Annotated in this window: 23 protein-coding genes; 12 read left to right on the plus strand and 11 right to left on the minus strand. The window is 74.5% G+C overall.

What is annotated here, in order from left to right; translation table 11 throughout:
* Positions 1-10: 10 nt before the first annotated feature.
* From D5H75_RS00520 to D5H75_RS00530, 3 genes are all read left to right on the plus strand, one after another.
* Entirely contained in the window at positions 11-1018 is a 1008-nt protein-coding gene (locus D5H75_RS00520) for an AAA family ATPase (RefSeq protein ID WP_119924318.1), read from the plus strand.
* The gene (locus tag D5H75_RS00525) at positions 1015-1998 is read left to right on the plus strand and encodes a DUF58 domain-containing protein (protein WP_119924319.1); all 984 of its coding nucleotides are present in this window, start codon (positions 1015-1017) and stop codon (positions 1996-1998) included. Before D5H75_RS00520 ends, D5H75_RS00525 begins: the two co-directional genes overlap by 4 nt.
* A gap of 253 nt (positions 1999-2251) precedes the next feature.
* Entirely contained in the window at positions 2252-3199 is a 948-nt protein-coding gene (locus tag D5H75_RS00530) for a VWA domain-containing protein (RefSeq protein WP_119924320.1), read from the plus strand.
* A 77-nt stretch (positions 3200-3276) separates the two neighbouring features.
* Here D5H75_RS00530 and D5H75_RS00535 read toward each other — a convergent pair whose 3' ends face one another.
* Positions 3277-3669: a tautomerase family protein gene (locus D5H75_RS00535; RefSeq protein WP_119924321.1), complete on the minus strand. Its 393-nt coding sequence runs from the start codon at positions 3667-3669 to the stop codon at positions 3277-3279.
* A gap of 94 nt (positions 3670-3763) precedes the next feature.
* On the opposite strand from D5H75_RS00535, the gene D5H75_RS00540 reads away from it, so the two are divergent.
* On the plus strand, positions 3764-4633 hold the full coding sequence (locus D5H75_RS00540) for a LysR family transcriptional regulator (protein ID WP_202637692.1): 870 nt from the start codon (positions 3764-3766) through the stop codon (positions 4631-4633).
* Between the two features lie 124 nt (positions 4634-4757).
* Here D5H75_RS00540 and D5H75_RS00545 read toward each other — a convergent pair whose 3' ends face one another.
* The gene (locus D5H75_RS00545; protein ID WP_119924323.1) at positions 4758-5450 is read right to left on the minus strand and encodes a GntR family transcriptional regulator; all 693 of its coding nucleotides are present in this window, start codon (positions 5448-5450) and stop codon (positions 4758-4760) included.
* Between the two features lie 160 nt (positions 5451-5610).
* On the opposite strand from D5H75_RS00545, the gene D5H75_RS00550 reads away from it, so the two are divergent.
* Positions 5611-6144: a YbhB/YbcL family Raf kinase inhibitor-like protein gene (locus tag D5H75_RS00550; RefSeq protein ID WP_119924324.1), complete on the plus strand. Its 534-nt coding sequence runs from the start codon at positions 5611-5613 to the stop codon at positions 6142-6144.
* 182 nt (positions 6145-6326) lie between these two features.
* Here the strand turns inward: D5H75_RS00550 and D5H75_RS41150 are convergent, their stop codons facing one another.
* From D5H75_RS41150 to D5H75_RS00580, 7 genes are all read right to left on the minus strand, one after another.
* Positions 6327-7298, minus strand: coding sequence for an MMPL family transporter (locus tag D5H75_RS41150; protein ID WP_202637693.1), 972 nt, complete (start codon positions 7296-7298; stop codon positions 6327-6329).
* 5 nt (positions 7299-7303) lie between these two features.
* Entirely contained in the window at positions 7304-8458 is a 1155-nt protein-coding gene (locus tag D5H75_RS41155; protein WP_202637694.1) for an MMPL family transporter, read from the minus strand.
* Positions 8459-8572: 114 nt separating this feature from the next.
* Positions 8573-8842 (minus strand): hypothetical protein, encoded by a 270-nt coding sequence (locus D5H75_RS00560; RefSeq protein WP_119924325.1) that lies wholly within the window; start codon positions 8840-8842, stop codon positions 8573-8575.
* Entirely contained in the window at positions 8842-9192 is a 351-nt protein-coding gene (locus D5H75_RS00565; protein WP_242453916.1) for an ArsR/SmtB family transcription factor, read from the minus strand. Before D5H75_RS00565 ends, D5H75_RS00560 begins: the two co-directional genes overlap by 1 nt.
* Positions 9193-9451: 259 nt before the next feature.
* The gene (locus tag D5H75_RS00570; RefSeq protein ID WP_119924327.1) at positions 9452-10408 is read right to left on the minus strand and encodes a sigma-70 family RNA polymerase sigma factor; all 957 of its coding nucleotides are present in this window, start codon (positions 10406-10408) and stop codon (positions 9452-9454) included.
* Positions 10409-10429: 21 nt separating this feature from the next.
* The gene (locus D5H75_RS00575) at positions 10430-11620 is read right to left on the minus strand and encodes an NAD(P)/FAD-dependent oxidoreductase (protein WP_119924328.1); all 1191 of its coding nucleotides are present in this window, start codon (positions 11618-11620) and stop codon (positions 10430-10432) included.
* Between the two features lie 133 nt (positions 11621-11753).
* Entirely contained in the window at positions 11754-12350 is a 597-nt protein-coding gene (locus tag D5H75_RS00580; RefSeq protein ID WP_119924329.1) for a TetR/AcrR family transcriptional regulator, read from the minus strand.
* 71 nt (positions 12351-12421) lie between these two features.
* Between D5H75_RS00580 and D5H75_RS00585 the strand changes: the two genes are divergently transcribed.
* The gene (locus tag D5H75_RS00585; RefSeq protein WP_119924330.1) at positions 12422-13255 is read left to right on the plus strand and encodes an SDR family oxidoreductase; all 834 of its coding nucleotides are present in this window, start codon (positions 12422-12424) and stop codon (positions 13253-13255) included.
* A 182-nt stretch (positions 13256-13437) separates the two neighbouring features.
* Here D5H75_RS00585 and D5H75_RS00590 read toward each other — a convergent pair whose 3' ends face one another.
* Both D5H75_RS00590 and D5H75_RS00595 read right to left on the minus strand, forming a co-directional pair.
* Positions 13438-14658 (minus strand): alpha/beta hydrolase family protein, encoded by a 1221-nt coding sequence (locus D5H75_RS00590; RefSeq protein WP_202637695.1) that lies wholly within the window; start codon positions 14656-14658, stop codon positions 13438-13440.
* Positions 14642-15223, minus strand: a complete 582-nt coding sequence (locus D5H75_RS00595; RefSeq protein WP_119925137.1) for a TetR/AcrR family transcriptional regulator — start codon at positions 15221-15223, stop codon at positions 14642-14644. Before D5H75_RS00595 ends, D5H75_RS00590 begins: the two co-directional genes overlap by 17 nt.
* Positions 15224-15262: 39 nt before the next feature.
* Here D5H75_RS00595 and D5H75_RS00600 point away from each other — a divergent pair, with 39 nt between their 5' ends.
* From D5H75_RS00600 to D5H75_RS00625, 6 genes are all read left to right on the plus strand, one after another.
* A complete protein-coding gene (locus tag D5H75_RS00600) occupies positions 15263-15538 on the plus strand; it encodes a hypothetical protein (protein WP_147425023.1) in 276 nt (91 codons plus the stop codon).
* A gap of 106 nt (positions 15539-15644) precedes the next feature.
* Positions 15645-16796 (plus strand): hypothetical protein, encoded by a 1152-nt coding sequence (locus D5H75_RS00605; RefSeq protein ID WP_147425024.1) that lies wholly within the window; start codon positions 15645-15647, stop codon positions 16794-16796.
* Positions 16797-17008: 212 nt separating this feature from the next.
* Positions 17009-17467, plus strand: coding sequence for a MarR family winged helix-turn-helix transcriptional regulator (locus tag D5H75_RS00610; RefSeq protein ID WP_242453917.1), 459 nt, complete (start codon positions 17009-17011; stop codon positions 17465-17467).
* Entirely contained in the window at positions 17464-18954 is a 1491-nt protein-coding gene (locus D5H75_RS00615; RefSeq protein WP_202637696.1) for an MFS transporter, read from the plus strand. Before D5H75_RS00610 ends, D5H75_RS00615 begins: the two co-directional genes overlap by 4 nt.
* 11 nt (positions 18955-18965) lie before the next feature.
* Positions 18966-19838 (plus strand): carboxylating nicotinate-nucleotide diphosphorylase, encoded by an 873-nt coding sequence (gene nadC / locus D5H75_RS00620; protein WP_202637697.1) that lies wholly within the window; start codon positions 18966-18968, stop codon positions 19836-19838.
* A 48-nt stretch (positions 19839-19886) separates the two neighbouring features.
* Positions 19887-23099, plus strand: coding sequence for an AfsR/SARP family transcriptional regulator (locus tag D5H75_RS00625; RefSeq protein WP_119924333.1), 3213 nt, complete (start codon positions 19887-19889; stop codon positions 23097-23099).
* The last annotated feature ends 8 nt before the right edge of the window (positions 23100-23107 follow it).

The raw sequence follows: 23107 nt of genomic DNA on the forward strand, positions 1-23107 counted from the left end.
GAATGCAGGGGTGACGGTCGCAGAAGAGCAGTCCCCAGGCGACGCCCAGTTGCTTCAGCAGACGCTGTCGGAGGTCCGGCGTGTCATCGTCGGGCAGGAGCACATGGTCGAGCGCGCCCTCGTGGCGCTGCTGGCCCGCGGGCACTGCCTGCTCGAAGGCGTGCCCGGCGTCGCCAAGACCCTGGCCGTGTCGACGCTGGCCCAGGTGGTGGGCGGATCGTTCGCCCGCATCCAGTTCACCCCCGACCTGGTCCCCAGCGACATCGTCGGCACCCGCGTCTACCATCCCTCCACCGAGCGGTTCGACGTCGAGCTCGGCCCGGTGTTCGTCAACTTCGTCCTCGCCGACGAGATCAACCGCGCCCCCGCCAAGGTCCAGTCCGCGCTGCTGGAGGTCATGGCCGAGCGCCAGGTCTCCCTGGCCGGCAAGACCCACCCGCTGCCCAGGCCGTTCATCGTCCTGGCCACTCAGAACCCGATCGAGTCCGAGGGCGTCTACCCGCTGCCCGAGGTCCAGCGCGACCGCTTCCTCATGAAGATCAAGGTCTCGCACCCCTCGGCCCACGAGGAGCTGGAGATCCTCCAGCGCATGAGCGTCAGCCCGCCCGTCCCCTCCCAGGTGCTCGACCCCGGCAAGCTCCTGGCGCTGCAGGAGGCCGCCCTGGCCGTCTCGGTGCACCAGCTCGTCGCCGACTACATCGTCCGCCTCGTCGTGGCCACCCGCGAGCCCCGCCAGTACGGCCTGGCCGACCTGGAGGACGTCATCGAGATCGGCGCCAGCCCCCGCGCCACCCTGGGCCTGGCCGCCGCGGGCCGCGGCCTGGCACTGCTGCGCGGCCGCGACTACCTGCTCCCCGACGACGTGCGCGACGTCGCCCGCGACGTCATGGCCCACCGCCTCATGCTCACCTTCGACGCCATCGCCGACGGGGTGAACCCCGAGGACGTCGTCGACCGCATCGTCGCCACGGTGCCGCCCCCGCTGGTCGTCTGGAACCAGGGACGGCCCGGCCGGTGAGACGGCGACGCGCGCCCGAGCCCGCGCCGCCCCCGGCGGCGCGGCTCTCCCCCGAGCAGGCCCTGCGCCGCCTGGAGCTGACCGTCACCCGGCGCCTGGACGGCATCCTGCACGGCGCCCACCAGGGCCTGCTGCCCGGCCCCGGCAGCGAACCCGGCGAGACCCGCGTCTACGTCCCCGGCGAGGACGAGGTCCGCCGCATGGACTGGTACGTCACCGCCCGCACCACCGTCCCCCACGTCCGCGACCAGATCGCCGACCGCGAACTGGAGACCTGGGCCCTGGTCGACCTGTCGGCCAGCATGGACTTCGGCACCACCACCATGGAGAAGCGCGACCTGGCCGTCGCCGGGCTGGCCGCCGTCGGCTTCCTGTCCGGCCGCGTCGGCGACCGCCTGGGCGCCTACGTCCTGCACGGCGGCGAACTGCACCGCTGGCCCGCCAGGCCGGGCCGCGTCGCCCTCCACGGCCTGCTGCACTCCATCATCGACGCGCCCGCCTCACCGCCCGCCCCTCCCGACGCGATCGACCTGCCCGAGGCGCTGACCCGCCTGGCCCGATCCCACCGCAAACGCGGCATGCGCGTGATCATCTCTGACTTCCTCGACCCGTCCAGCCCCGAGGGCGCCGCCTGGGCACCGCCCCTGCGCCGCCTGGCCGCCCGCCACCACGTCCTGGCCGTCGAGGTCCTCGACCCGCGCGAACTCGAACTCCCCGACGTAGGCTTGGTCACGCTCACCGACCCCGAGACCGGCGGCACCCGGGAGGTCTACCTGTCCCGACGCGTCCGCGCGGCCTACCGCGAGGCGGCCGCCGCCCAGCGAGCCGGCACCGAGGCGGCCCTGCGCCGCATCGGCGTCCCCCACCTGGTCCTGCGGACCGACCGCGACTGGGTCTTCGACATCGCCCGCTTCGTCCTGGCCCAGCGCCGCTCCGCCCGCGCCCTGCACTTCCACCCCGCCCGCGGAGCCCGCCGATGACCCGCCCCGCCGCCGGCGTGCGGCCCCGGCCCGGCGGCCCGGCGCACCCCGCGGCGCGTGCCGGGTCGGCCGCGCCCGTACGGCGGGCGCGCCCGCGCCGCGCCGTACCGGACTGGCGCGGGGTCCCGGCGGCACCGGGAACACCGGGAACCACCGGCCCGCGCGGAACGGCCGGGAGGCGGGCTCCGGCCGTACGGGACGGGGCGCGTGCGGGAGCGGCCGGGCGGGGACGGGTTGTGAGGGGGGTGGCGCGATGACGTTCCTGGCGCCGGGATGGTTGTGGCTGTTCGCGCTGCTGGTGCTGCTGGCGGCGGTCTACGTGGTGCTCCAGTTCGCGCGGCGGTCCTACGCCGTGCGGTTCACGAACCTGGCGCTGCTGAACCTGGTCGCGCCGCGGCGGCCGGGATGGCGGCGGCACATCGCGGCCGCGCTGTTCCTGATCATGATGGGGCTGCTGGTGATCGCCGCCGCCCGGCCGGCGAACGCCGTCAAGGTGCCCCGCGACCGCGCGACGATCATGGTGGCGGTGGACATCTCGCTGTCCATGGAGGCGCAGGACGTCACCCCCAACCGCATGACGGCGGCCAAGCAGGCGGCCAAGAAGTTCGTGCGCGACCTGCCCGAGCGCTTCAACGTGGGACTGGTGTCCTTCGCCCGGCAGACCGCCGTGGTGGCCTCGCCCACCACCGATCACCTCGCCGTGATCAACGCCATCGAGAACCTCCAGGCCCGGCCCGGCACCGCGATCGGCGAGGCGGTCTTCTCCTCCCTGGACGCCATCCGCTCCTTCGACCAGCAGGCCGCCAGCAACCCCCCGCCGGCGGCGATCGTGCTGCTGTCCGACGGCGACAACACCTCCGGCCGCAGCCTGGAGGAGGCCTCCGAGAGCGCCCGCGGCTCCAAGGTCCCGGTCTCCACCATCGCCTACGGCACCCCCGACGGCTGGGTCCTGGTCAACGGGCAGCGGGTGCCCGTCCCGGTGAACAAGGAGGCCCTGCGCGAGCTCGCCGAGTCCACCGGCGGGCGCCCGTACGAGGCCGAGTCCGGCGCGGAGCTGACCGAGGTGTACCGCCAGATCGGCACCTCGCTCGGGTACCGCATCGTCCATCAGGAGGTCGGCCACACCTTCGTCCTGTGGGCCCTGCTCTGCGCCGTTGGCGTCGCGGGGTCTTCGATGCTTCTGGGATCGCGTTTCCCCTGACAGTCAGCGCCTTTACAAAGTAGATCACCGGCCGCCGGGGTCCGCCACCGGCCCCTCGGCGGCTCGGCCGTTCCCCCTCAGTCCTGCCGCGCCGCGTACTGGGCGAGGCCGTGGCCGAGGGACCAGTTCTCCGGCAGCACTTCCACCAGGTTGATGAACACGTCTTCGGGGCGCACGCCGGGGTCCGCCCGCAAGAGTTCGGCGATGCGCAGGTACAGCGCCCGCTTCTGGGCGAGGCCGCGCGTGTTGTTGGCGGTGATCCGGATGATGACCGCCTCGTCGCTCCGCTGGACGCCGTGGTAGGTGGGGCTGACGCAGAAGGTGGCGGCGTCGTGCTCGGTGATCGTCATGAAGCGGTCGTCTTCCGGCACGTCGAAGGTCTCCCGCATGGCGCGGTAGACGCCCTCGAAGAGGGCCTGGTGGTACTCGGCGGACTTGCCTCGCCGCAACGACACTTGGACCAAGGGCATGGCCTGACTCCGTTCCTCGGGACGTTCGCAGCCTAGCCATCACTTGATCATTGAAAAAAGACATCTTAGAGTATTTCAGTCATTACATATCCCAATGATCGGTGTGCCGATGAAGATGCTCGCCCTGGACGCCGTGCAGGCCTTCGTGCTGACCGCCGAGCTGAGGAGCTTCACGCGCGCGGCGGAGGCGATGGACTCCACCCAGTCCGCGGTGAGCCTGAAGATCAAGCGGCTGGAGGACGCCTTGGGCCGCCGCCTGCTGGACCGGACGCCCCGCCTGGTCCGCCTGTCGCAGGACGGCGCCGCCTTCCTCGGGCCCGCGCGTGAACTGCTGGCCGCGCACGCGGGCGCGCTGAGCTCGTTCGGCGTCCCGCGGCAACGCCTGTCGATCGGCCTGAGCCACCACGTCGCCGGCGCCGATCTGCCCCACCTCCTGCGGCAGATCGGGCGGACCGCGCCGGACCTGACGCTGGAGGTGAGCATCGCCAGCTCATGGGAGCTCCTCGACCTGTTCGACAGCGGTGCGCTGGACGCGGCCATCGTGCTGCGCCACGAGGGCCGCCGCACCGACGGTGAGGTCCTGATGGAGGAGTCCTTCGGCTGGATGGCCTCATCCGACTTCGAACGCCGTTCCGGCGAGCCGTTGCGCCTCGCCCTGCAGGCCGAGTCCTGCCATGTGCACCAGATGGCGGTGACCGCGCTGGACGAAGCGGGCATCGCCTGGCAGGAGGTGTTCGTGGGCGGCGGACTCGCGAGCGTCGGCGCGGCCGCGGCGGCGGGCTTGGCCGTGGCTGCGCTCAGCCCGCGCGTGGCCCCGCCCGGCACCATGGACAGGGGCGAGGCACTCGGCCTCCCCCCGCTGCCCACCCGCAGCGTCGTCCTGAAATCACGCCCGTCCGAGCCGGCCGCCCGCAGGGCGCTGCGCACCTTCGCCTCCGCCCTGCGCGCCACGGCGGGACACTGACCGCCACACCACCGCGCGGTCGTACGGCGATCAGGCCCGGCCCGGAACCCGGCCCACCGCGGCCCCCGGCCCCCGGGGATGGCCGGGCTGATCGCTTCCAGGGGCGGGGGGCGTCAGGCTCTTCTCATCGGCCCGCTCCCGGCGGGCCGATGAGCGCGTCCGCGGTCTGGGTGAGGTGCTGGACCAGGAGCCCGGCCGCGGTGTCGGCGTCACGCGCGAGCGCCGCCTCCTCCAGCCGGCGATGCTCCGCCGCCCCGTCCCTGCCGGGGGCGCGGAGCGCCGACCAGCGCCGCGCCAGCTCGCTCGCGGTCCACAACCGGTCGAAGGTCTCGAGCAGCACGGGGTTGCCGCAGCCTTCCAGGAGCGTGCGGTGGAAGACCCGGTGGGCCTCGGCCCACGCGCCGCTGTAGTGCTCCCCCTCCCCCGGGGCGTACGGCGGGGTGCGGGCCAGGCGGTGGTGCGCGGCGCGCACGCGGGCCTCCCAGTCGAGGTCACCGCGTTCGATGGACATGCGCAGCACGACCGGCTCGATGGTCCGCCGGGCCTCGGCGATCTCCTGCCAGCGGCGGTCGGAGAAGGCCGGTACGGCGAAGCCGCGATTGGGCAGCCGGTCGGCGAGCCCCTCGCCGACCACCCGCACGAGCGCCTCGCGCACGACGGCCAGGCTCACGCCCTGTTCCCTGGCGAGGTCCTGCGGTTTGAGCGCGTCGCCCGGGGCGTAGTCGCCGCGCATGATCGCGTCCCGCAGGTGGGCGTAGACCTGCTCGGAGAGCATCCGCTTCCCCGGGGGAGCCGGGCTGGGAGCCGTACCAGTCATGTGCTCAGCATAGACGATCCGGCAAATAATCGATTTTCTGTGTTACTGTCGATTTAGGTGGTAGGCGAGACGCTCCGGCGGCATCGCTCCGCCGGCTTCGCGGTCCCGGCCGCGCAGGCCCACCGCCCTCTGACGCGCAACCCCCGAAAGGAAGATCGCGATGATCGCCAACGATCCGTTCGCCCGGCTCCCCGAGGCGGCGCCGTTCACCGTCACCAGCACCACCGTCGCCGACGGGGCCCCCTGGCCGCCCGCGCAGCACGCCACCGGCCTCCCCGGCGGCGCGGACGTCTCCCCGCAATTGTCCTGGAGCGGCGCCCCCGAGGGGACCCGCAGCTACGCCGTCACCGTCTACGACCCCGACGCCCCCACCGGGTCCGGGTTCTGGCACTGGGCGGTCGCCGACATCCCCGCCACCGTCACCGAGCTGCCCGAGGGCGCCGGCGACGACACCGGCTCCGGCCTGCCCGAAGGCGCCTTCCAGCTGCCCAACGACGTCCGCTCGGCCCGTTACGTCGGCGCCGCGCCGCCGGCCGGGCACGGCCCGCACCGCTACTTCGTCGTGGTCCACGCCCTCGACGTCGACGCCATCGGCATCCCCGCCGACGCCACCCCGGCCCTCCTCGGCTTCACCATGGCCGGCCACACCCTCGGCCGCGCGGTGCTGACCGCCACCGCCGAGACGCCCGCCTGACGGCGCCCGCGCCCCGGCGCCGGCCGCCACGCCTGCCCCGCGCGCCCGCGGCCCGTCACGCCCTCGCGGAGGACGAGGAGGGGACCCGCGCCGGGCGAGTCGTTCGCGATGCCCAGCCCCCGCATGCGGGGGCTGGGCATGGGCGATGCGCTGGGGGCGATGCGCTGGGGCCGGTGGGCGGGTCAGGCGTGGACGGGGATCTCGGCGGGGCGGCGGGAGGCGGGCCGAGGCCAGACGCGGTCGCCGAGCAGGGTCATCGCGGCGGGCAGCAGGATGCCGCGTACCAGGGTGGCGTCGATCAGGATGGCCGCGGCCAGGCCGACGCCCATCATCTTGTACTCGATGGCGGACAGGACGGCGAAGACGCTGAAGGCGGCGGTCATGATGGCGGCGGCGCTGGTCACCACGCCCGAGCTGGTGCCGACGCCGGACACGACTGCGGCGGCGACGGGGGCGCCGGCGGCACGGCGTTCGCGGATCCGGCTGAGGATGAAGATGTGGTAGTCCATGCTCAGCCCGAACAGGATCACGAACATGAACAGCGGCAGCCAGCCGATCACGCCGCCGTAGGGCGTGAAGCCGAGCAGCGGGCCGAGGTGGCCGTCCTGGAAGGACCACGTGAGCAGGCCGTAGGCGGCGCCGATCGACAGCAGGTTGAGCAGGATCGACACCAGCGGGACGGCCACCGAGCGGAACGCGACCGCCAGCAGGACGAAGGCCAGGGCCAGCACGAACCCGAAGACCAGCGGCGATCGTTCCTTGACCACCTGGGTGAAGTCGTAGGCGAAGGCGGTCTTGCCCGCGACGGCGTGGTCGATGTGCAGGCGGTCGAACACGGTGGTCCGCTGGCGTAGTTCGCGGAGTGACCGGTTGGCCCGATCGCCGGTGCCGGAGTCCGCGAGCGGCACTCGGACGATCATGAGGCCGTTCACGCGGGTGGTCGCGATCGGGCGCAGCTCCGCGACGGCCGCGGTGACGGCGGGGCCGTCCAGCGCGCCGGCGCGCTTCTCCCACAGGATCACCGACGCGGGCGCGGAGGTGCCGGGGAACGCCTGCTCCAGGCGGACGGCCGCGTCCACGACGGGGACGCCGCGGGGCAGGCTGTCGGTGACGGCCGCGTCCTGAAGGCGCATCCCGAAGGCGGGAAGCGTCATCAGGATCAGGGCGAGCGTGGCCGCCCGCCCCAGAGCGCGGGGCGCCGCACGACGTGACGTGCCACGGTGGTCCAGAACCGGGACTGCTCGGGCCGGGTGCGGCGGCGGCCGATCCAGGGCAGGCGGGCCCGGTCGATGTTGCGGCCGAGCAGGGCCAGCAGCGCGGGCAGCACCGTCACCGACCCGATCATGGCCAGCCCGACCACCAGGACGGCGCCCGCGGCCAGGCCCTTGAAGTTGTCCAGCCCGGTGAACAGCAGCCCGCTCAGGCACAGCATCACGGTCACGCCGGAGACGACCACCACGTGCCCGGAGGTGCGAGCGCTGGTCCGCAGGGCGTCGGCGGTGGACGCGCCCGCCGCGCGCTCCTCGCGCACCCGGCGCAGGTAGAACAGCGAGTAGTCGATGCCGACGGCGATGCCGATCAGCAGCACGATGGAGGAGGCGGCGCTGTTGATCGGGATCCAGTGCCCGACGACCTCCAGCAGGCCGAACGTGCCCGCGACGGTGGTGACCGCCAGCAGCAGCGGGATCCCGGCGGCGATGAGTGAGCCGAACACCACCAGCAGGATGAGCACGGTGAGCGGCAGCGAGAAGAACTCGGCCCGCTTCATGTCACCGGTGATGCCCTCGTCCACCGCCCTGGCCAGACTCCGGTCTCCGGCCTGGGCCAGCCGTACGTCCGGATGCCGGGCCGACACCTCCAGCACGCCCTTGGCGATCGCGGCGTAGTGCCCGGCGATGGCCTCCCGGGGTCCGGCGACCTGGATGGTGACCAGACCGGAACGCCCGTCCTGGGAGATCAGATCCGCCCCGTCGCGGTCGAGCGGGGAGCGCAGGGTGCCATGCCCGCGCAGGGCCGCGGCCAGGTCCTGGGTGGCCGCTCGCGCCGCGGGGTCGGAGGCGAACCGGGTGGTGCCGGTTCTGGGCTGGATCAGGATGTTCTCGTGGGGCGGGATGTAGGCGTCCCGGGCGGTCAGGATGCGGTCAGCGCGGCCTGACTCGCCCGGATCGGTGCTGTTCCTCTGATCCAGGCCGAGCACACCGCCGAGCAGCAGCGCCCCGATCACCAGCGTGAACCAGCCGCCGATCGCCGGCGCCCGGTGCCGGACGGACCAGCCCACGACTCGCTCGATGATCGGTTTGCTTTCGGGCAGCATGAAGTGCTGTCCTTTCCGTTGAAGAGGTGTACCGGTGAGAACCGCCCTCAGGGGCGGATGGTGCTTCTTCGTTCACTGGGCCGCCGAGTTGCCGCTCGGCGGCCCAGCCCGCTGTCACTCGACCGTCTGCAGGATCTTCTCCATCGCCTTCAGCCGCTCTTCCATCGCGGCGAGCCGCTGGACGGTCTCATCGAGGCGCGCCTCGATGTTCTGCTGGGTCTGGGCGCCGACCTCGGCCAGCTTGCGGTACTCCTGTTCGCGGGCCAGCGCGGCGCGGGCCCGCACGGTGGCCCCCACCTGGACGAGACTCACCACGATCACCGATATCACCAGGGCGAACAGGCCGATCACGCCGACCACCTCCAGCAGAGCGTGTTCGTCCATCACTGTTCTCCCTTGCTGCTATCGGAGCCGTCGTCGGGCGGGGTCAGCGTGCGCACGGCCACCTGGATCGCCTGCGGTGTCAGCTCGAACCGGAACGGGCCGACCTCGTAGAACTTCATCGCCTTCCCATCCGGCGACACCTCGGTCCGCGCGGTCACCAGCCCGGCCGCCTCCAGCTTGCGCAGGTGCACCTGGAGGAGGGGCCGGCTGATGCCCAGTTCGCGGGCGAGCCTGCTCACGTAGTCGGGTTTCGCGGACAGCGCCGCCAGAACCCGCAGACGGTGCGGATTGGCCAGCGTGGCCAGCACTCTCAGCAGTTCGTCGCCGGTCGTCATGCCCCCTCCCCCCATATGCAAAGAAAAGTTAGCACATGCATAGCGGAGTTATCCCACGGCGGCGGAACGCTCATCCCGGACCGGGCGGCCCTGTGCCCTGAGCCGGCGGGTGGCGGCGTCGGGGCGGGCGGCGGCGTCGGGGTGGGCGGCCGTCCGGAGGGTGACGCGGTTCAGGACGAGGCCGAGAACGCCGAGCCGGCTCTCCGGGCCGCGCTCATGGCGAGGGCTCGCCGACGCCGCCGGCCGTTCGGTCGCCGGCCCGGCGCCCGCGCGGTCACCACTCGGCCATCAGCGGCGTGCCCGGTTCGCTGCGCCGCCAGCGCTCGGCGAGGCGCGCGAGGCGGGCGGGGGCGGCGATCCCGCGCACCCCGGCGATCTTGCCGTCGGCGAGGTCGAACGTCACGCAGCCGGCGACCTTGCCGCCGACCACGGCCAGGATGGCGGGGGCGCCGTTGACGAGCGCGTAGTGGATGGCGGGCGTGCCGCCGGCCAGCCGCCGTTTCGCGTCCGTGGGGGTGAAGCCCGCCCGCGCGACGGCGGCCACGCGCCGCGGGGTCTCGAACCTGAGCAGCCTCCCGACCAGGCCGGCGCCGTCGGAGACCGCGACGACGTCGTCGGTGAGCAGCGCCACCAGGCGTTCGGTGCGGCCCGAGGATGCGGCGGCCAGGAACGCCTCGACGATCCTGCGCGCCGCCCCGGGGTCGGACTCCCCCGCGCCGGGGCGGCGCGCGTCGGTGACCCGGCGCCGCGCCCGGTGCAGGTGCTGCTGGCTCGCCGACTCGGTGATGTCGAGGATCCCGGCGATCTCGGCGTGGCTGTAGGCGAACGCCTCGCGCAGGACGTAGACCGCCCGCTCCAAGGGCGACAGGCGCTCCATCAGCGTCAGCACGGCCAGGGAGACCGATTCGCGCTGCTCGAACGTGTCGGCCGGGCCGAGCATGGGGTCGCCGTCGAGGAGCGGTTCGGGCAGCCAGTCCCCGGTGGCGCGTTCGCGGCGGGCCCGCGCCGAGCGGAGCCGGTCCAGGCACAGGTTGGTGACGACCCGGGTCAGCCAGGCCTCCGGCACCTTGATCCGCTGCCGGTCGGCGGCCTGCCAGTGCAGGAACGCGTCCTGCACGGCGTCCTCGGCGTCGGCCGCGGAGCCCAGCAGCCGGTACGCCAGCGAGGCCAGCCGGTTCCGGCTGGCCTCGAAGCGGTCCGCGTCGAAGCGATCGGCCGTGACGCCTTCCATGGGGATCACCCTAGGCCGCCGCTACGCGACCGCCATCTCGGCGGGCGCGTCCGGGGCGGCGGTCAGGGCGCGCCGGCGCGTGGGCAGGCCGAACGTGGGATGCGCGGTGGCCCACAGCGACAGGGCCAGGATGCCCGCCTTGACCCGGGCGGCCTTCCTGCCGCTCACGTACCGCGGCGTCGCCCGCGCCCGCCTGTCGACCAGTTGCAGGATGCCGTCCCGCCGCCCGAGGCTGATGTGGTTGCCCGGGTAGATCAGCCCGGTGGTCGCGATCTTGTGGCCGGTCAGGCGGCCGATGATCGCCTCGGTGGCCTGCCGTCCGGTGAAGCCGGCCGAGGCGCAGGACATCGGCAGCGGCAGCCCGTTGTCGCCGATGGCGTAGGCGCTGTCGCCGGCGGCGTAGACGTCCGGGTGCGAGACCGACCGCATCGCGCGATCGACGACGATCCGGCCGTCCTCGGTGACCTCCAGCCCGGCGGCCGCGGCGATGGGGCTGACCGCGAAACCGGCCGTCCACACCGTCACGTCGGACGCCAGGGCGGCTCCCCCGGCGCACACTACGCCCGTGGCCTCGACGGCTTCGACCAGGGTGTGCTCGCGGACGGTGATGCCCAGCCGGCCGCAGGCGCGGCGCAGGTGCCGGCGGGCCCCGCCGGAGAGCCGCGCGCCCAGCTCGCCGCGGGCGATCAGCGTCACCGACAGGCCGGGCCGCGACTCGGCGATCTCGGTGGCGGTCTCGATGCCGGTCAGCCCGTCGCCGACGACCAGCACCCGCCCGCCCGCGTCCAGGGCCGCCAGGCGCTCGCGCAGGCGCAGCGCCGAGGACCGGCCGGCGACGTCGAAGGCGTGCTCGGCCACGCCGGGGACTCCGTGGTCGGCGGCGCGGCTGCCGAGCGCGTAGAAGAGGGTGTCGTAGCCCAGCTCGCCGTCGCCGCCGGCGCCGCTCACCGTGACGGTCCGCCGCGCCGGATCGACGGCGGTGACCCGGGCCAGGCGCAGCCGTACGCCCGTGCCGGCGAAGATGTCGGCGAGCTCGGGGGCCTCGATCCGCTGACCGGCGGCGAGCTGGTGCAGCCGCAGCCGCTGGACGAAGTCGGGCTCGGCGTTGACCAGGGTGATCTCGGTGCCGGCCGGGGACAGCCGGCGGGCCAGGTTCCCGGCCGCGTAGGCCCCCGCGTAGCCGGCGCCGAGGACGAGGATGCGGTGCTTCATGTGGTGCCCCTGTCGGTTCGCTTGCTCTCGCCGGCTTGAGCGGGGCGGCGCCGCCATCCCTGACAGGAATCACGTGTGACATGGCTCACAGCTCCCCCGGGGCGTCGGAGGGCCGTTCCCGGTGAGGCGGTCTTCAGCCGCCGGGGAGGGCGTCGAGCCAGGCGAGCAGGCGCGCGCCCTCGCGTTCCATGATCTGGGGTTCGCGCAGGGCGTTGGCCAGGAGCGACATGCCCTGGTAGGCGCCCACCAGCGTGATCGCGAGGTCGCCGGGGTCCGGCAGGCCCATCTCGCGGAACTGGCGCTCCACCCAGCCGAGCAGGAGCCGGATGACCGCGCCCGCCTCGGCGTCCAGGCCGCCTTCGTCGCGCTTGCCCAGCTCGGCGGCCAGCGTCCCGGTCGGGCAGCCGAAGCGGGCCGCCAGGTCGCGCTGGCCCACCCAGCCCTCGATCAGGCCCTTGAGGCGCTCCCGGGGCTCGGGGAGCCGGTCCAGCCGTTCGGTGAGCAGGCCGAGCCGCCGCGCGTGCTCGGACAGCGCGGCGGCGACGAGCTCGTCCTTGGTCTTGAAGTAGTAGTACACGTTGCCCACGGGCACCTCGGCGGCGCGGGCGATGTCGGCGATGGTGGTGCGCTCGGCGCCCTGCCGGTGAACGACCTCGGCGGCGGCCCTCATGAGCCGCTGCCGCTTCGCGCTGGAGGCACGGGCCCGGGCGGGCTCTCTCAAGTCAGTCACCTGACTGACTATATGCCCCGGGCGTGCTAGGGTCTTTTCAGTCAGCCAACTAACTAACTTTTGGGGCTCACATGATCGTCGTCACTGGCGCCACCGGAAACGTCGGCCGCACGCTGGTCCGCCTCCTCGCCGGGCAGGGTCACCAGGTGACCGCCGTCTCCCGCCGCATCACGCCCGCCGACGTGCCCTCCGGCGTCCGCGCCGTCGCCGCCGACCTCTCCGGCCCGTCCGCCGAGGCGCCCTCCGCGGCGGACGCGGTCTTCCTGCTGGTGAGCGGGGATCTGATGATGACCGGCGACCCCGCCGGGGTCGTCGCCCCGTTCGCCGGCTCCGGCAGGATCGTCCTGCTCTCCTCGCTGGGCGTGGCCAGCCGGCCGGAGTCCCTGTCACACGGCCGGGCCTTCGCCGCCTTCGAGCGGGCCGTCATGGACTCCGGCGCCGAATGGACGATCCTGCGGCCGGGCGGCTTCGCCTCCAACGCCTACGCCTGGGCGCCCTCCATCAAGGCGTCGCGAACGGCGGCCGCCCCCTTCGGCGACGTCGGCATCCCGGACATCGACCCCGACGACATCGCCGCCGTGGCCGCCGCCACCCTGACGAGTCCCGGTCACGCCGAGGCGACGTACGAACTGACCGGGCCGGCCCCGATCACCCCGCGCCAGCGCGCGGCCGCCATCGCCGACGCCATCGGCGAGCCCGTCACCTTCCTCGACCAGACCCGCGAGGAGGCCCGCGCCCAGATGCTCGCCCACATGCCCGCCCCCGTCGCCGACACCACCCTCGACGTCCTCGGCGCCCCGACCCCCCACGAGCAGCGCGTCAGTCCCAACGTCGAGAAGATCCTCGGCCGCGCCCCCGGCACCTTCGCCGCCTGGGCGCAGCGCAACGCCGCCGCCTTCCGCTGATCCCCCTGGGCCGTTGCCGGCGCACGTCCCGCCCCTCCGCCCGATCGCCGGGCGGAGGGGCGGGACGCCGTCTTGGTGATCGCTTCGCCGGTGGCGATGCCGTACGGGAAGCTGATGCAGTTCTTGAAGAGAGACGGTCCTTTACGATGTAGATCAAATAAGGGACGCCATCGGTGTGCCGTTCAGTCTCGGGGTGGGGCGTGGGGGGACAGGAAGTCGCGGACCAGGCGGTCGTAGCGGGCGCGGTCGACGTTCCACGCCTCGGTGTGGCCGCCGCCGTGGAACTCCTCGTAACGCAGGGGCCACTTCAGGGCGCGGGACCTCGCCGCGAGCTCCCTCGACGTCTCGACCGGGGCCTGGGGGTCGGTGTCGGTGTGCACCAGCAGCGTCGGCGGGCGCACGGCGGGCGGATGCCTGACGACGTTGAGGCGGGACAGGTCGATCCCGGTGCGCCACTCCGTCATCCGGTCGGCGAGCCAGGCGACGGGGGCCGGCAGGTTGCGCTGGGTGACGTTCCAGGCCGTGGTGCGTTCGAGGTCGAGCGGGGACGCGTCCATGATCAGGCCGCTCACGTCGGACGCCAGCGGCGAGCGGGCCAGGAACTGCCCCGCGATCACCCCGCCCATCGACGGGGCGTACAGGACCACCCGGCGCGCGCCCATGCCGCGGGCGGTGCGCACCGCCGCCTCCAGGTCGCGCCACTCGCTGTCGCCCAGGTGGATGAGCCCGTCGGGTGAGGCCGGGGCCCCGTGGTCGTTGCGGTAGGTGATGTTGAGGAACGGCAGGCCGAGGTCGTGGACCACGGAGAGGATCTTCTGCGCGGCCTTGCGGTGGGCGTTCTTCCCGTGGACGGCGATCACCCACGTGTCGCCCCGGCCGGGGACCAGCCAGGCGGGGGCGGGCCCCAGCTCGGTCGGGACGGTGACCTCGGTGTAGTCCAGGCCCCAGCCGACCCGCGGGTCACCGGGCGGGGCGACCGACAGGCCGCCCGCGGCCCCCACGTAGGGGGTCGCCCCCTTGATCATGGTGCGGGTGACGCGGCCGGGGGCCCGCGAGACGACCTCGCCGAGCATGGTCCAGGCCCCGCCCCACTCCAGCCAGTACAGCCCGGGCCGGCGCGTGGCCGGGGAGTCCCGCAGTGTCACCGTGCCCGGGCCCACCCCGAGCACGACCACGTCGCCCGTGCCCCAGCGGCGGACCGCGATCGCCTCGTCGCTGCCGTACCAGGCGACGGACCCCGCCCCGGCCAGAAGGGCGAGCACGGCCGTGATCGCGGCCGTCCACGCCCACCTCCGGCGGCGGCGCCCGCGCCGGGACCCCCCTTCCGGCGCGCCGCGCCCGTCCAGTCCGTCCAGTCCGTCCAGTCCGTCCCGCTCGCTTCGCTTCTCAAGCGCGGATGCCATCGAGAACCCTTCCTGCCGTACGGTGGCACAGCGCGCGGAACTCCGCCTCGGGCAGGCCCATCCGGCCGCCGAGGTAGAGCTGCACGAGGCCCTGGACGGGCGCGGTCAGCGCCAGGGCGACCTCCAGCGGGTCGTCGCGGCGCAGCAGACCCGCCGCCATCCCCTCCTCCACCGCCGCCACGACGCGCGAGTAGGCCGGGGAGCCCGACTCCCGGAAGCCCTCGGGGAAGCGCCGGGCCCGCTCACGCCGTTCGGTCATCAAGAACGCGTACAGGTGCGGGCTGCCGAGCGCGAAGTCCAGGAAGTCGTCCAGCAGGCCCAGCGCGCGGCTCTGCCAGTCCCCCGCCGTGTCCCGCCTCCCCCAGGTCCGCCCCAGGTCGCGGAACGCCCGGTCGGCCACCTCCCCCAGCAGCGCCTCCCGGCTGGGGTAGTGCTTGTAGATCGCCATCGCGGTGATCCCCGCGGCCTCGGCCACGCGCCGCATGGTCACGGCCCGGCTCCCCTCGGCCGCCAGGATCTCCCGCGCCGCGTCGGCCACGCGGTCGGCCGTCTCCGTCGTACTCATGGTGTACAACGTACACCTCGAAGGTATACGTTGTACACCATGATTTCCGCGTCGGCGGCGACGGTCCCGCCAGCGCCGCCCGAGCCGGTCTCCGGCGGGCCGCAGGGCGATCAGCAGGCGCACGGCGGCCTCGGTGATCACCCCGGCCACCACGGCCATGAGGAGTTCCGCCAGGCTCATGAGGCGTCCCGTGCCGCGACCTACCCCGTCACCCGCGGTCTCGTGCTCCCGCGCGGGGCCGCCGCCCCTTCTGGGCGGCGCACCTTCAGGGTGCGCCCGCGGATCGGGGCGATGACGGCGCCGGCCGCCATCTGACGATCCCGGACGCGATCACCCGCTTCCCGCCCGCGTCCTGACACCGCGCGGTCCGCCGCGTGACAGGTCTTTACAGTTTCTGACGCTCTGCCATGCTCGGGTCATCATGAGCGGATCCGGGCCGCGGCCGTCCCTCCCGCTCGAGGTGCTCCGCGCCCGGCTCGCGCGGCTGCACCTGGAGCGGGGGCAGCCGAGCACGCGGGAACTCGCCCGGCGGACGGGGAGCATCAGCCATGCCACCGTCCACGCCGTGCTGCGCTGCGCCAAGCTCCCCCGCTGGGGCCCGCTGGAGCTGGTCGTGGAGGCCCTCGGCGCGGACCCCGCCGAGTTCCTGCGGCTGTGGATCACCGCCCGCGAGCACGAGATGAACGCCTCCGCCCCCGCCCGCCGCACGGCCGCCCCGGGCCCGCGGCGTCCCGAGGAACCGCCCCCGGCCGGGCCCGCCCCGCCGTACCGGATCCTCGGCGCCGGGCGGCGCGACGCCGGGCACGCGCGGCGGGACGGGGAGGGGGTACGGCGGGCGCGGGCGGCGGGACGCGCGCCGGCCAACGGCGTACCGCCCGGCCTGCGGCTCCGCGTGCAGGCCCACTTCATGCTGCGCGCCCTCGGCCGGGACCTGGCCCGGGCCCGCGAACTGGCCGCCGCGCTCGCCGGGCACGGCGTCCACGCCGGGGCGCTGGCGGCCATCGAGTCGCTGACCACCCTGTACGCCGCCGCCGAGGACCTGATCGGCGGCCTGATCATCGACCGCACCCACGCGACCACGCTGCACCGCTCCCCCACCGACCTGCCCGGCCAGGCCGCCGCCCGCGCCGGGGAGCTCGTCGCGACCCTGCGGCAGGCCGCCGCCTCGGTCCAGTCGGCCCAGCGCGAGCTGTCCCACGCCCTCGGCCTCGCCTACTCCCTGGCCGACTACCCCGACCACTACGTCGCGGCCGGGCTGGGCGAGAGCCGCCCGCTGGTCCAGAGCATCGACCGCGCCCGCGCCGAGGTCCGGGAGATCACCCGCGCCATGGACCGCGCCCACGTCCTGGCCGCCGAGCTCGCCCGCGACCTCGCCGCCGCCCCGCTCGACGTCTCGGGGGCGGACCTGTCTCGCCTGGAACCCCCCGACCCGGCGATCCTCGCCGAGATCGTCTGGGACGAGAAGACCACCTGGCCGCCCGCCCTGGCGCCCCGGATCCGGGCCGCCTCCGCCGAGATCGCCCCCGGCACCTACCGCGTGACCGTCACACCCCCTCCCGCCGCGGCCCCCTGAACCGCTCGCCGCCCTCCAGAACCGCTCGCCGGCTTCGAGAACCGGCGCGTCCTCACCCGCCTGCGCCCGAATCGCGCACGGGTCATGAAAGCAGCGTGACCAGCGGAAAGGACGCTCGGCGAGCCGGCCTCCCGGGCTGGGCGCGGGACGCGGGACCGAGTCCGGGAGGGGAGATGCATAAAGACTTAATATAAATGCTTTATGCTATGCGCATGGGCCGTCCAGACGCCGCGAGCGGCGCTTCCACCACGATCGGGTCAGCCCTCTACGAACTGGCCACCAGGGCCGTGAGGCGGCTTCCGCGGGACATGAGCCTCACGTCCGCCGCCACGCTGGCCACCCTGGACAGGACCGGCCCGCGACGGATCACCGAGTTGGCCGTGATCGAGGGCGTCACCCAGCCCGCGATGAGCGTCCTGGTCCGGGTGATGGAGGAATCCGGGCTGGTCGAGCGGAGGAGCGACACCTCCGACAAGCGGGTCACGCTGGTGTGCCTGACCGAGGCCGGCGCGTCCTACGTCCGGGAGCGGCGCCAGGCGGGCGTCCAGGCCTACGCGGGGTTGATCGACAGACTCCCCGGCGACGAGATCGAGGCCTTGACGGCGGCCCTTCCGGCGCTGCTGCATCTGGCGGCGCTCGAAAGCCAAGACCGGGAAGGGCCGAAGCCGTGACGGGAGACTCGCCCGGCGGGAGGCCCGCCAACTCCGACGAAGGGGTGGCCGCGTCCCCGGAGCGCTCCGAGGCGAGGCTGCTGGTCCCGTCCCTGATGTTCGTCGCCCTCGTCGTGGCGGCGGTCGCCAGCCTCGGCACACCCCTCATCACCAGCGTGGCGACGACGTTCCACGTCTCACTGGACAGCGCGCAGTGGACGCTGACCATCGCGCTGCTCAGCGGCGCCGTCGCCACACCCGTCCTCGGCCGGCTCGGGGCCGGCCCGCACCGGCGGGCCACGATCCTCGCCACGCTGGCGGTGGTCGTCGCCGGCAGTGCGCTCACGGTGCTCCCGCTGCCGTTCGCATGGCTGCTCGCCGGCCGGGCGGCCCAAGGCGTCGGGCTCGGTCTGACGGCCCTGATGATGGGAGTGGCCCGGGACCATCTTCCCGAGAGGCGCGGCGCCGCCACGATCGCCCTGATCTCGGTGGTCTCGATCATCGGGGCCAGCGTCGGGTACCCGCTCGCCGGGCTGCTCGCCCAGCTCGGCGGGGTGCGGGCCGCCTACGGCCTGGGCCTGCTCGTCGCCGCCGCCGCTCTGCTGACCGCGTGGCGCTCGATGCCCGCGGCGCCCCAAGGCCGCTCAGCTCACGTGAACGTCGCGAGCGCGCTCGTCCTGTCGGGTGGCCTGTCCCTCGTCCTGCTCCTCGCGGGCGAGACGAGTCTCTGGAGCCACCACCTCGCCGCGGCGGCGGGCCTGGCCGTCGTCGCCGTGCTCCTGCTCTGCGTCTGGGCCGTCTCCGAACTGCGCAGCCGGACACCCCTGGTCGATGTCCGCGCGGTGCGGCACCCGGCGGTCGCCGGAGCGAACATCGCCATGTTCGTCGGCGGGATCGGCATGTACCTCCTGCTCACGCTGATCACCCGCTACGCGCAGACGCCGCGCGACGCCGGCTACGGTTTCGGGCTGACCACCTTCGTCGCCGGGCTGGTCCTGGTTCCGTTCTCCGTGCTGGGGTTCGTCGCGGGCAAGCTCACGCCCCGGGCCCGGGCGCGGATCGACGCGCCCTTCCTCCTGGCCGGCAGCGCCGTCGTCGTCGGTTGCGGATTCGTCCTCTTCGCGGCGGCCCGGTCGAACCTGGCCGAACTGTTCGTGGCCATGGGCGTGCTGGGCTTCGGCGTCGGCGGCTTCTCGGCCGCCATGCCCGGCGTCATCCTGGCCGTCACGCCCAAGAGCGAGACGTCGAGCGCCATGAGCTTCAACTATGTCGTCCGGAGCGTCGGGTACTCCCTGGGCAGCGCCGTCGGCGGCCTGGTGCTGGCCGCGGGCACCGACACCGGCCACCTCTTCCCGAGCGATGCCGCCTACACCACGGCGGCGCTGGTCGGCCTCGCCGCGATGGCGATCACGACCCTGGCCGCCCTCGCCCTCGCCCGCCGCTCGCCCGGGACCGGCCCGATCGAGGAGCCGGCGGGAGGCGCCGGCCGTACCACCAGCACGCCGTGAAAGGACGCCGCATGCAGTTCCCCCACATGGCAGCCCGCAACGTCGTGACGCTCGCGCTCTCCGAAGACGCGGCCGCCGATGACGTCACCACCCGATGGAGCGTCCCGCCGGGGCAATGGGCGACGGCGGTCATCGTCACCCGCCAACCGGGCCTGGCCGCCGGGATGCCCCTGGCCGCCGAGGTCTACGCCCGGTTGGGCGGCGCAACCCGGATCGACGAGTCGGTGCCCGACGGCACTCGGCTCGAGGCCGGCGACGTCCTGGCGAGGATATCGGGCCCGGCACGCCAGATCATCACCGGCGAGCGGACGGTGCTGAACCTCCTCCAGAGGCTCTGCGGCATCGCCACACTCACCGATCGGTATGTGGCCGCCGTGCGCGATCTGCCGGTCCGCGTCCTGGACACCCGCAAGACCGCCCCTGGACTCCGGTTGCTGGACAAGTACGCGGTCGCCGCGGGCGGCGGCCACAATCACCGGCTGGACCTCGGCGCCATGGTGCTCCTCAAGGAGAACCACATCGCGGCCGCCGGCGGCGTCACCGCCGCCATCGACAGCGTCCGGGAGAACATGGCGTCGGAGGGCAGGACCGTGGCCATCGAGGTGGAGGTGGCCACGCTCGCCCAAGTCCGTGAGGCGCTGCGGGCCGAGCCGTCCTGGATCATGCTCGACAACATGACCGTGCCGCAGCTCGCCGAAGCCGTCCGGCTTCGGCGCGAGCTGGCCCCCGATTCCGGCGTCAGGCTGGAGGCCTCGGGCACGATCACCTTGGACGCCGTGCGCGCCGTCGCGGAGACCGGTGTCGACGCCGTCTCCGTCGGCGCGCTGACCCACAGCGCTCCGGCCATGGACCTGAGCATGCTGCTGAGCATCTCCCCCTCGTGAGAGGCCGGGCCGGGCCGGTTCGCCACGGGTCCCTCTAGCCTGGTGCGCATGCGGATCGAGGTGCTGGGGCCGGTCCGGGCCCTCGGCGACGGCGGAGCGCCGATCGAGGTCGGCGGGACCCGCGTGCGGGCGCTGCTGGCCAGGCTGGCCCTGGCCGCCGGCGCGGTGGTGCCCGCCGATCCGCTCATCGACGGGCTGTGGGGCGACCGGCCGCCACGGGAGAGCGCCAGGGCGCTGCACGCGCTGGTCTACCGGCTGCGGCGCGCGCTGGGCGAGCCCGGCGCGGTCGAGCTGACCACCGGCGGATACCGGCTGCGCGTGCGCGCCGAGGACGTGGACGCCCGCCGCTTCGAGGAACTGGCCGCGCGGGGCCGCGCCGAGCTGGCCGCCGGCGCCGAGGCGCGCGCCGCCGCGCTGCTGGGCGAGGCGCTGGCCCTGTGGCGGGGCGAGGCGCTGGCCGACGTGCTCGACGCCCCCTTCGCCGGTACGGCCGCCGCCCGCCTCCACGAGCTGCGCGCCACGGCGGCCGAGGACCGGTTCGAGGCCAAGCTGCTGCTGGGCGAGCACGGCGAGATCCTGGCCGATCTGGAGGCGATGACCGCCGCCCATCCGCTGCGCGAGCGCCTGGCCGCGCTGCGGATGCGGGCGCTGCACGCCGCGGGCCGCCAGTTCGAGGCGCTGGCCCTGTACGACCAGGTGCGGCGCACGCTCGCCGAGGAGCTGGGCGTCGACCCCTCCGAGGACCTGCGCGAGGCTCACCTGGCGATCCTGCGCGGCCAGGCCGGGCCCGGGGAGCGCCCCCGGGCGGCGCCGGGACGGCTGCCCGCGCCGCTGACCGGCTTCGTCGGCCGCCGCGAGGAGCTGGACCTGCTCGGCCGCCTGCTGGAGAGCTCGCGGCTGGTCACCGTCGTCGGCCCCGGGGGCGTCGGCAAGACCCGCCTGGCGGTGGAGGCGGCGAGCCGGCACCGGGCCCACCGGCGGGCCCGCGTCTGGTTCGTCCGCCTGGGCGAGGTGTCCACGCCCTCCGGACTGGCCGAGGCGGTGCTCGGCACGATCGCCACGGCCGGGGCCCCGCCGCCGGGGACACCGCTGGAGCGGTCGGCCGCGCTGCTGGCCGGGGGCGAGGGCGTGCTCGTGCTGGACAACTGCGAGCAGATCTCCGCGGCGGCGGCCGAGTTCGCCGGGCGCCTGCTCGAACGCCTGCCGGACCTGACGATCCTGGCCACGAGCAGGGAGCCGCTTGAGGTCATGGGTGAGGCGCTGTGCCGGCTGGCCCCGCTCGCGCCGCCCCCGGCGCACGCCGATCCCGGCCGCGCCGCGCGGTCGGCCGCGGTGCGGCTCTTCCTGGACCGGGCGGCCGCCGTACGGCCCGGCTTCGCGCTGGACGAGACGACGGTCGGGCCGGTGGTGGACGTCGTGCGCAGGCTGGACGGGCTGCCGCTCGCCCTCGAACTGGCCGCCGCGCGGCTGCGCGCGATGGACGCCGGGGAGCTCTCCCGGCGGCTGGACGACCGCTTCCGGCTGCTCGGCACCGGCAACCGGGCGGCCGAGCCCCGGCAGCGGACCCTGCGGGCGGTCATCGACTGGAGCTGGGACCTGCTCACCGAGCCGGAGCGCGCCCTCGCCCGCCGGATGTCGGCCTTCCCCGCGCCCGCCGGGCCCGGCCCGATCGAGGCGGTGTGCTCGGACGACGCCGCGTCCTCGGGGGTCGCGGCGGGGGACGACGCCGTCTCCCCGGGGGCTGTGGCGGGGGACGTCGCCTCGCTGCTGGACTCCCTGGTCGACAAGTCCATCGTGGAGCGGACCGGCGACGGCTACCGGATGCTGGAGTCCATCCGGGCCTACGCGGCCGGGGCGCTCCGCTCCGCCGGGGAGCGCGAAGCCGTACGGCGCGGGCTCATCCGCCACTACGCCGGCCTGGCCGAGCGGCACGAGCCGCTGCTGCGCTCGCACCGGCAGGTGGAGTCGCTGCGGCTGTTCGAGTCCGAGTACGGCAACCTCGTGCACGCCCTCCAGGCCGCCCTCGACGACGGCGACCCCGGGGCCGCCGCGCGGATCCTGGGACCGCTGTACTGGTACTGGGACACGCTGCGCTACGACGGCCGCGCCGACGGCTACGTGGCCAGGACGCTGGAGTACGGCGACGCGCTGCCCCCCGTGGCCAGGGCCGCGTTCACCACGATCCACCTGCTGGCCGACGGCGGAGGGGACGCCGATCGGTTGCGGGCGGCTATCGAGGACTGCGCGCGGACGGGGGCCCTGTCGCGCTACCCGGTCCTGGTCACCATGACGCTGACGGCGGCCTCCCTGGCCGGCCTGGACGACCTGGCCGACCGGGAGATCGCCCGGATCCGGGCGGGCGGGGACGCCTGGGCCATCGCGCACACCCACCTGGTCGAGACGCTGCGCGCCCACACGCGCGGGGACTGGGCGGCCGGCGCGGCCGCCGCGGCCCGGGCGCTGCGCGCGTTCGAGGAGACGGGCGACCTGTGGTGGACCGCGATGACGCTGAACGGCACGGCGTGGATCCACGGCGTCGAGGGCCGGCACGACGAGGCGGTCGCCGACTACCTGCGCGCCATCTCCATCAGCGCCGGCCTCGCCTGGCAGGAGGAGATCTCCTCCCGGCTCGGGCTGGCCACCGAGCGCATGCGCGCCGGCGATCTGGAGGGCGCCGAGCGCGACCTGCGGATCGCGGAACGGGCCGCCTGGGACCGCGGCCTGCCCCTGCTGGAGATCCAGGTCCACGCCTGCGCGGCCGAGCTGCACCGCCGCCGCGGCCGGATCGAGCGGGCCGACCGCGAGCTCGACCTCCTGGAGCGGACCGCCCGCGAGCTGTCCCTGCCCGCCGAGACGGCCGCCGGCTTCCTGCTGCCCGCCAGGACCGCGAACCTCCTCACCGCCGGCGACGCCGCCCGCGCCCGCCAGGCGCTGCCCGGCGCCGCCCGCGCCGCCGAGGCGAACATGGACCTCCCCCTGGCCGCCCAGCTCCTGGCCCGCCTCCTGCACCTGGAGGGCGACCCCGGCGGCGCCGCCACCGCCCTCGGCCTGGCCGAGGCCATCCGCGGCACCCCCGACCGCGGCGACACGGAGCTGACCACCCTCACGGCCGCCCTGATCGACCGCCTGGGCCACCCCGCCTACACCCAGGCCCACCACCAGGCCGCCGCCCTCCCCCGCCCCCAGGCCGTGGACACCCTCCTCCGCATCAGCACCCGCCCCCGGCCCAGCGAGACCACGACGCCCCCGTCCGCCCCGTGACCCGGGTG

The organism is Bailinhaonella thermotolerans (genome assembly GCF_003594875.1).
Lineage (GTDB): Bacteria > Actinomycetota > Actinomycetes > Streptosporangiales > Streptosporangiaceae > Bailinhaonella > Bailinhaonella thermotolerans.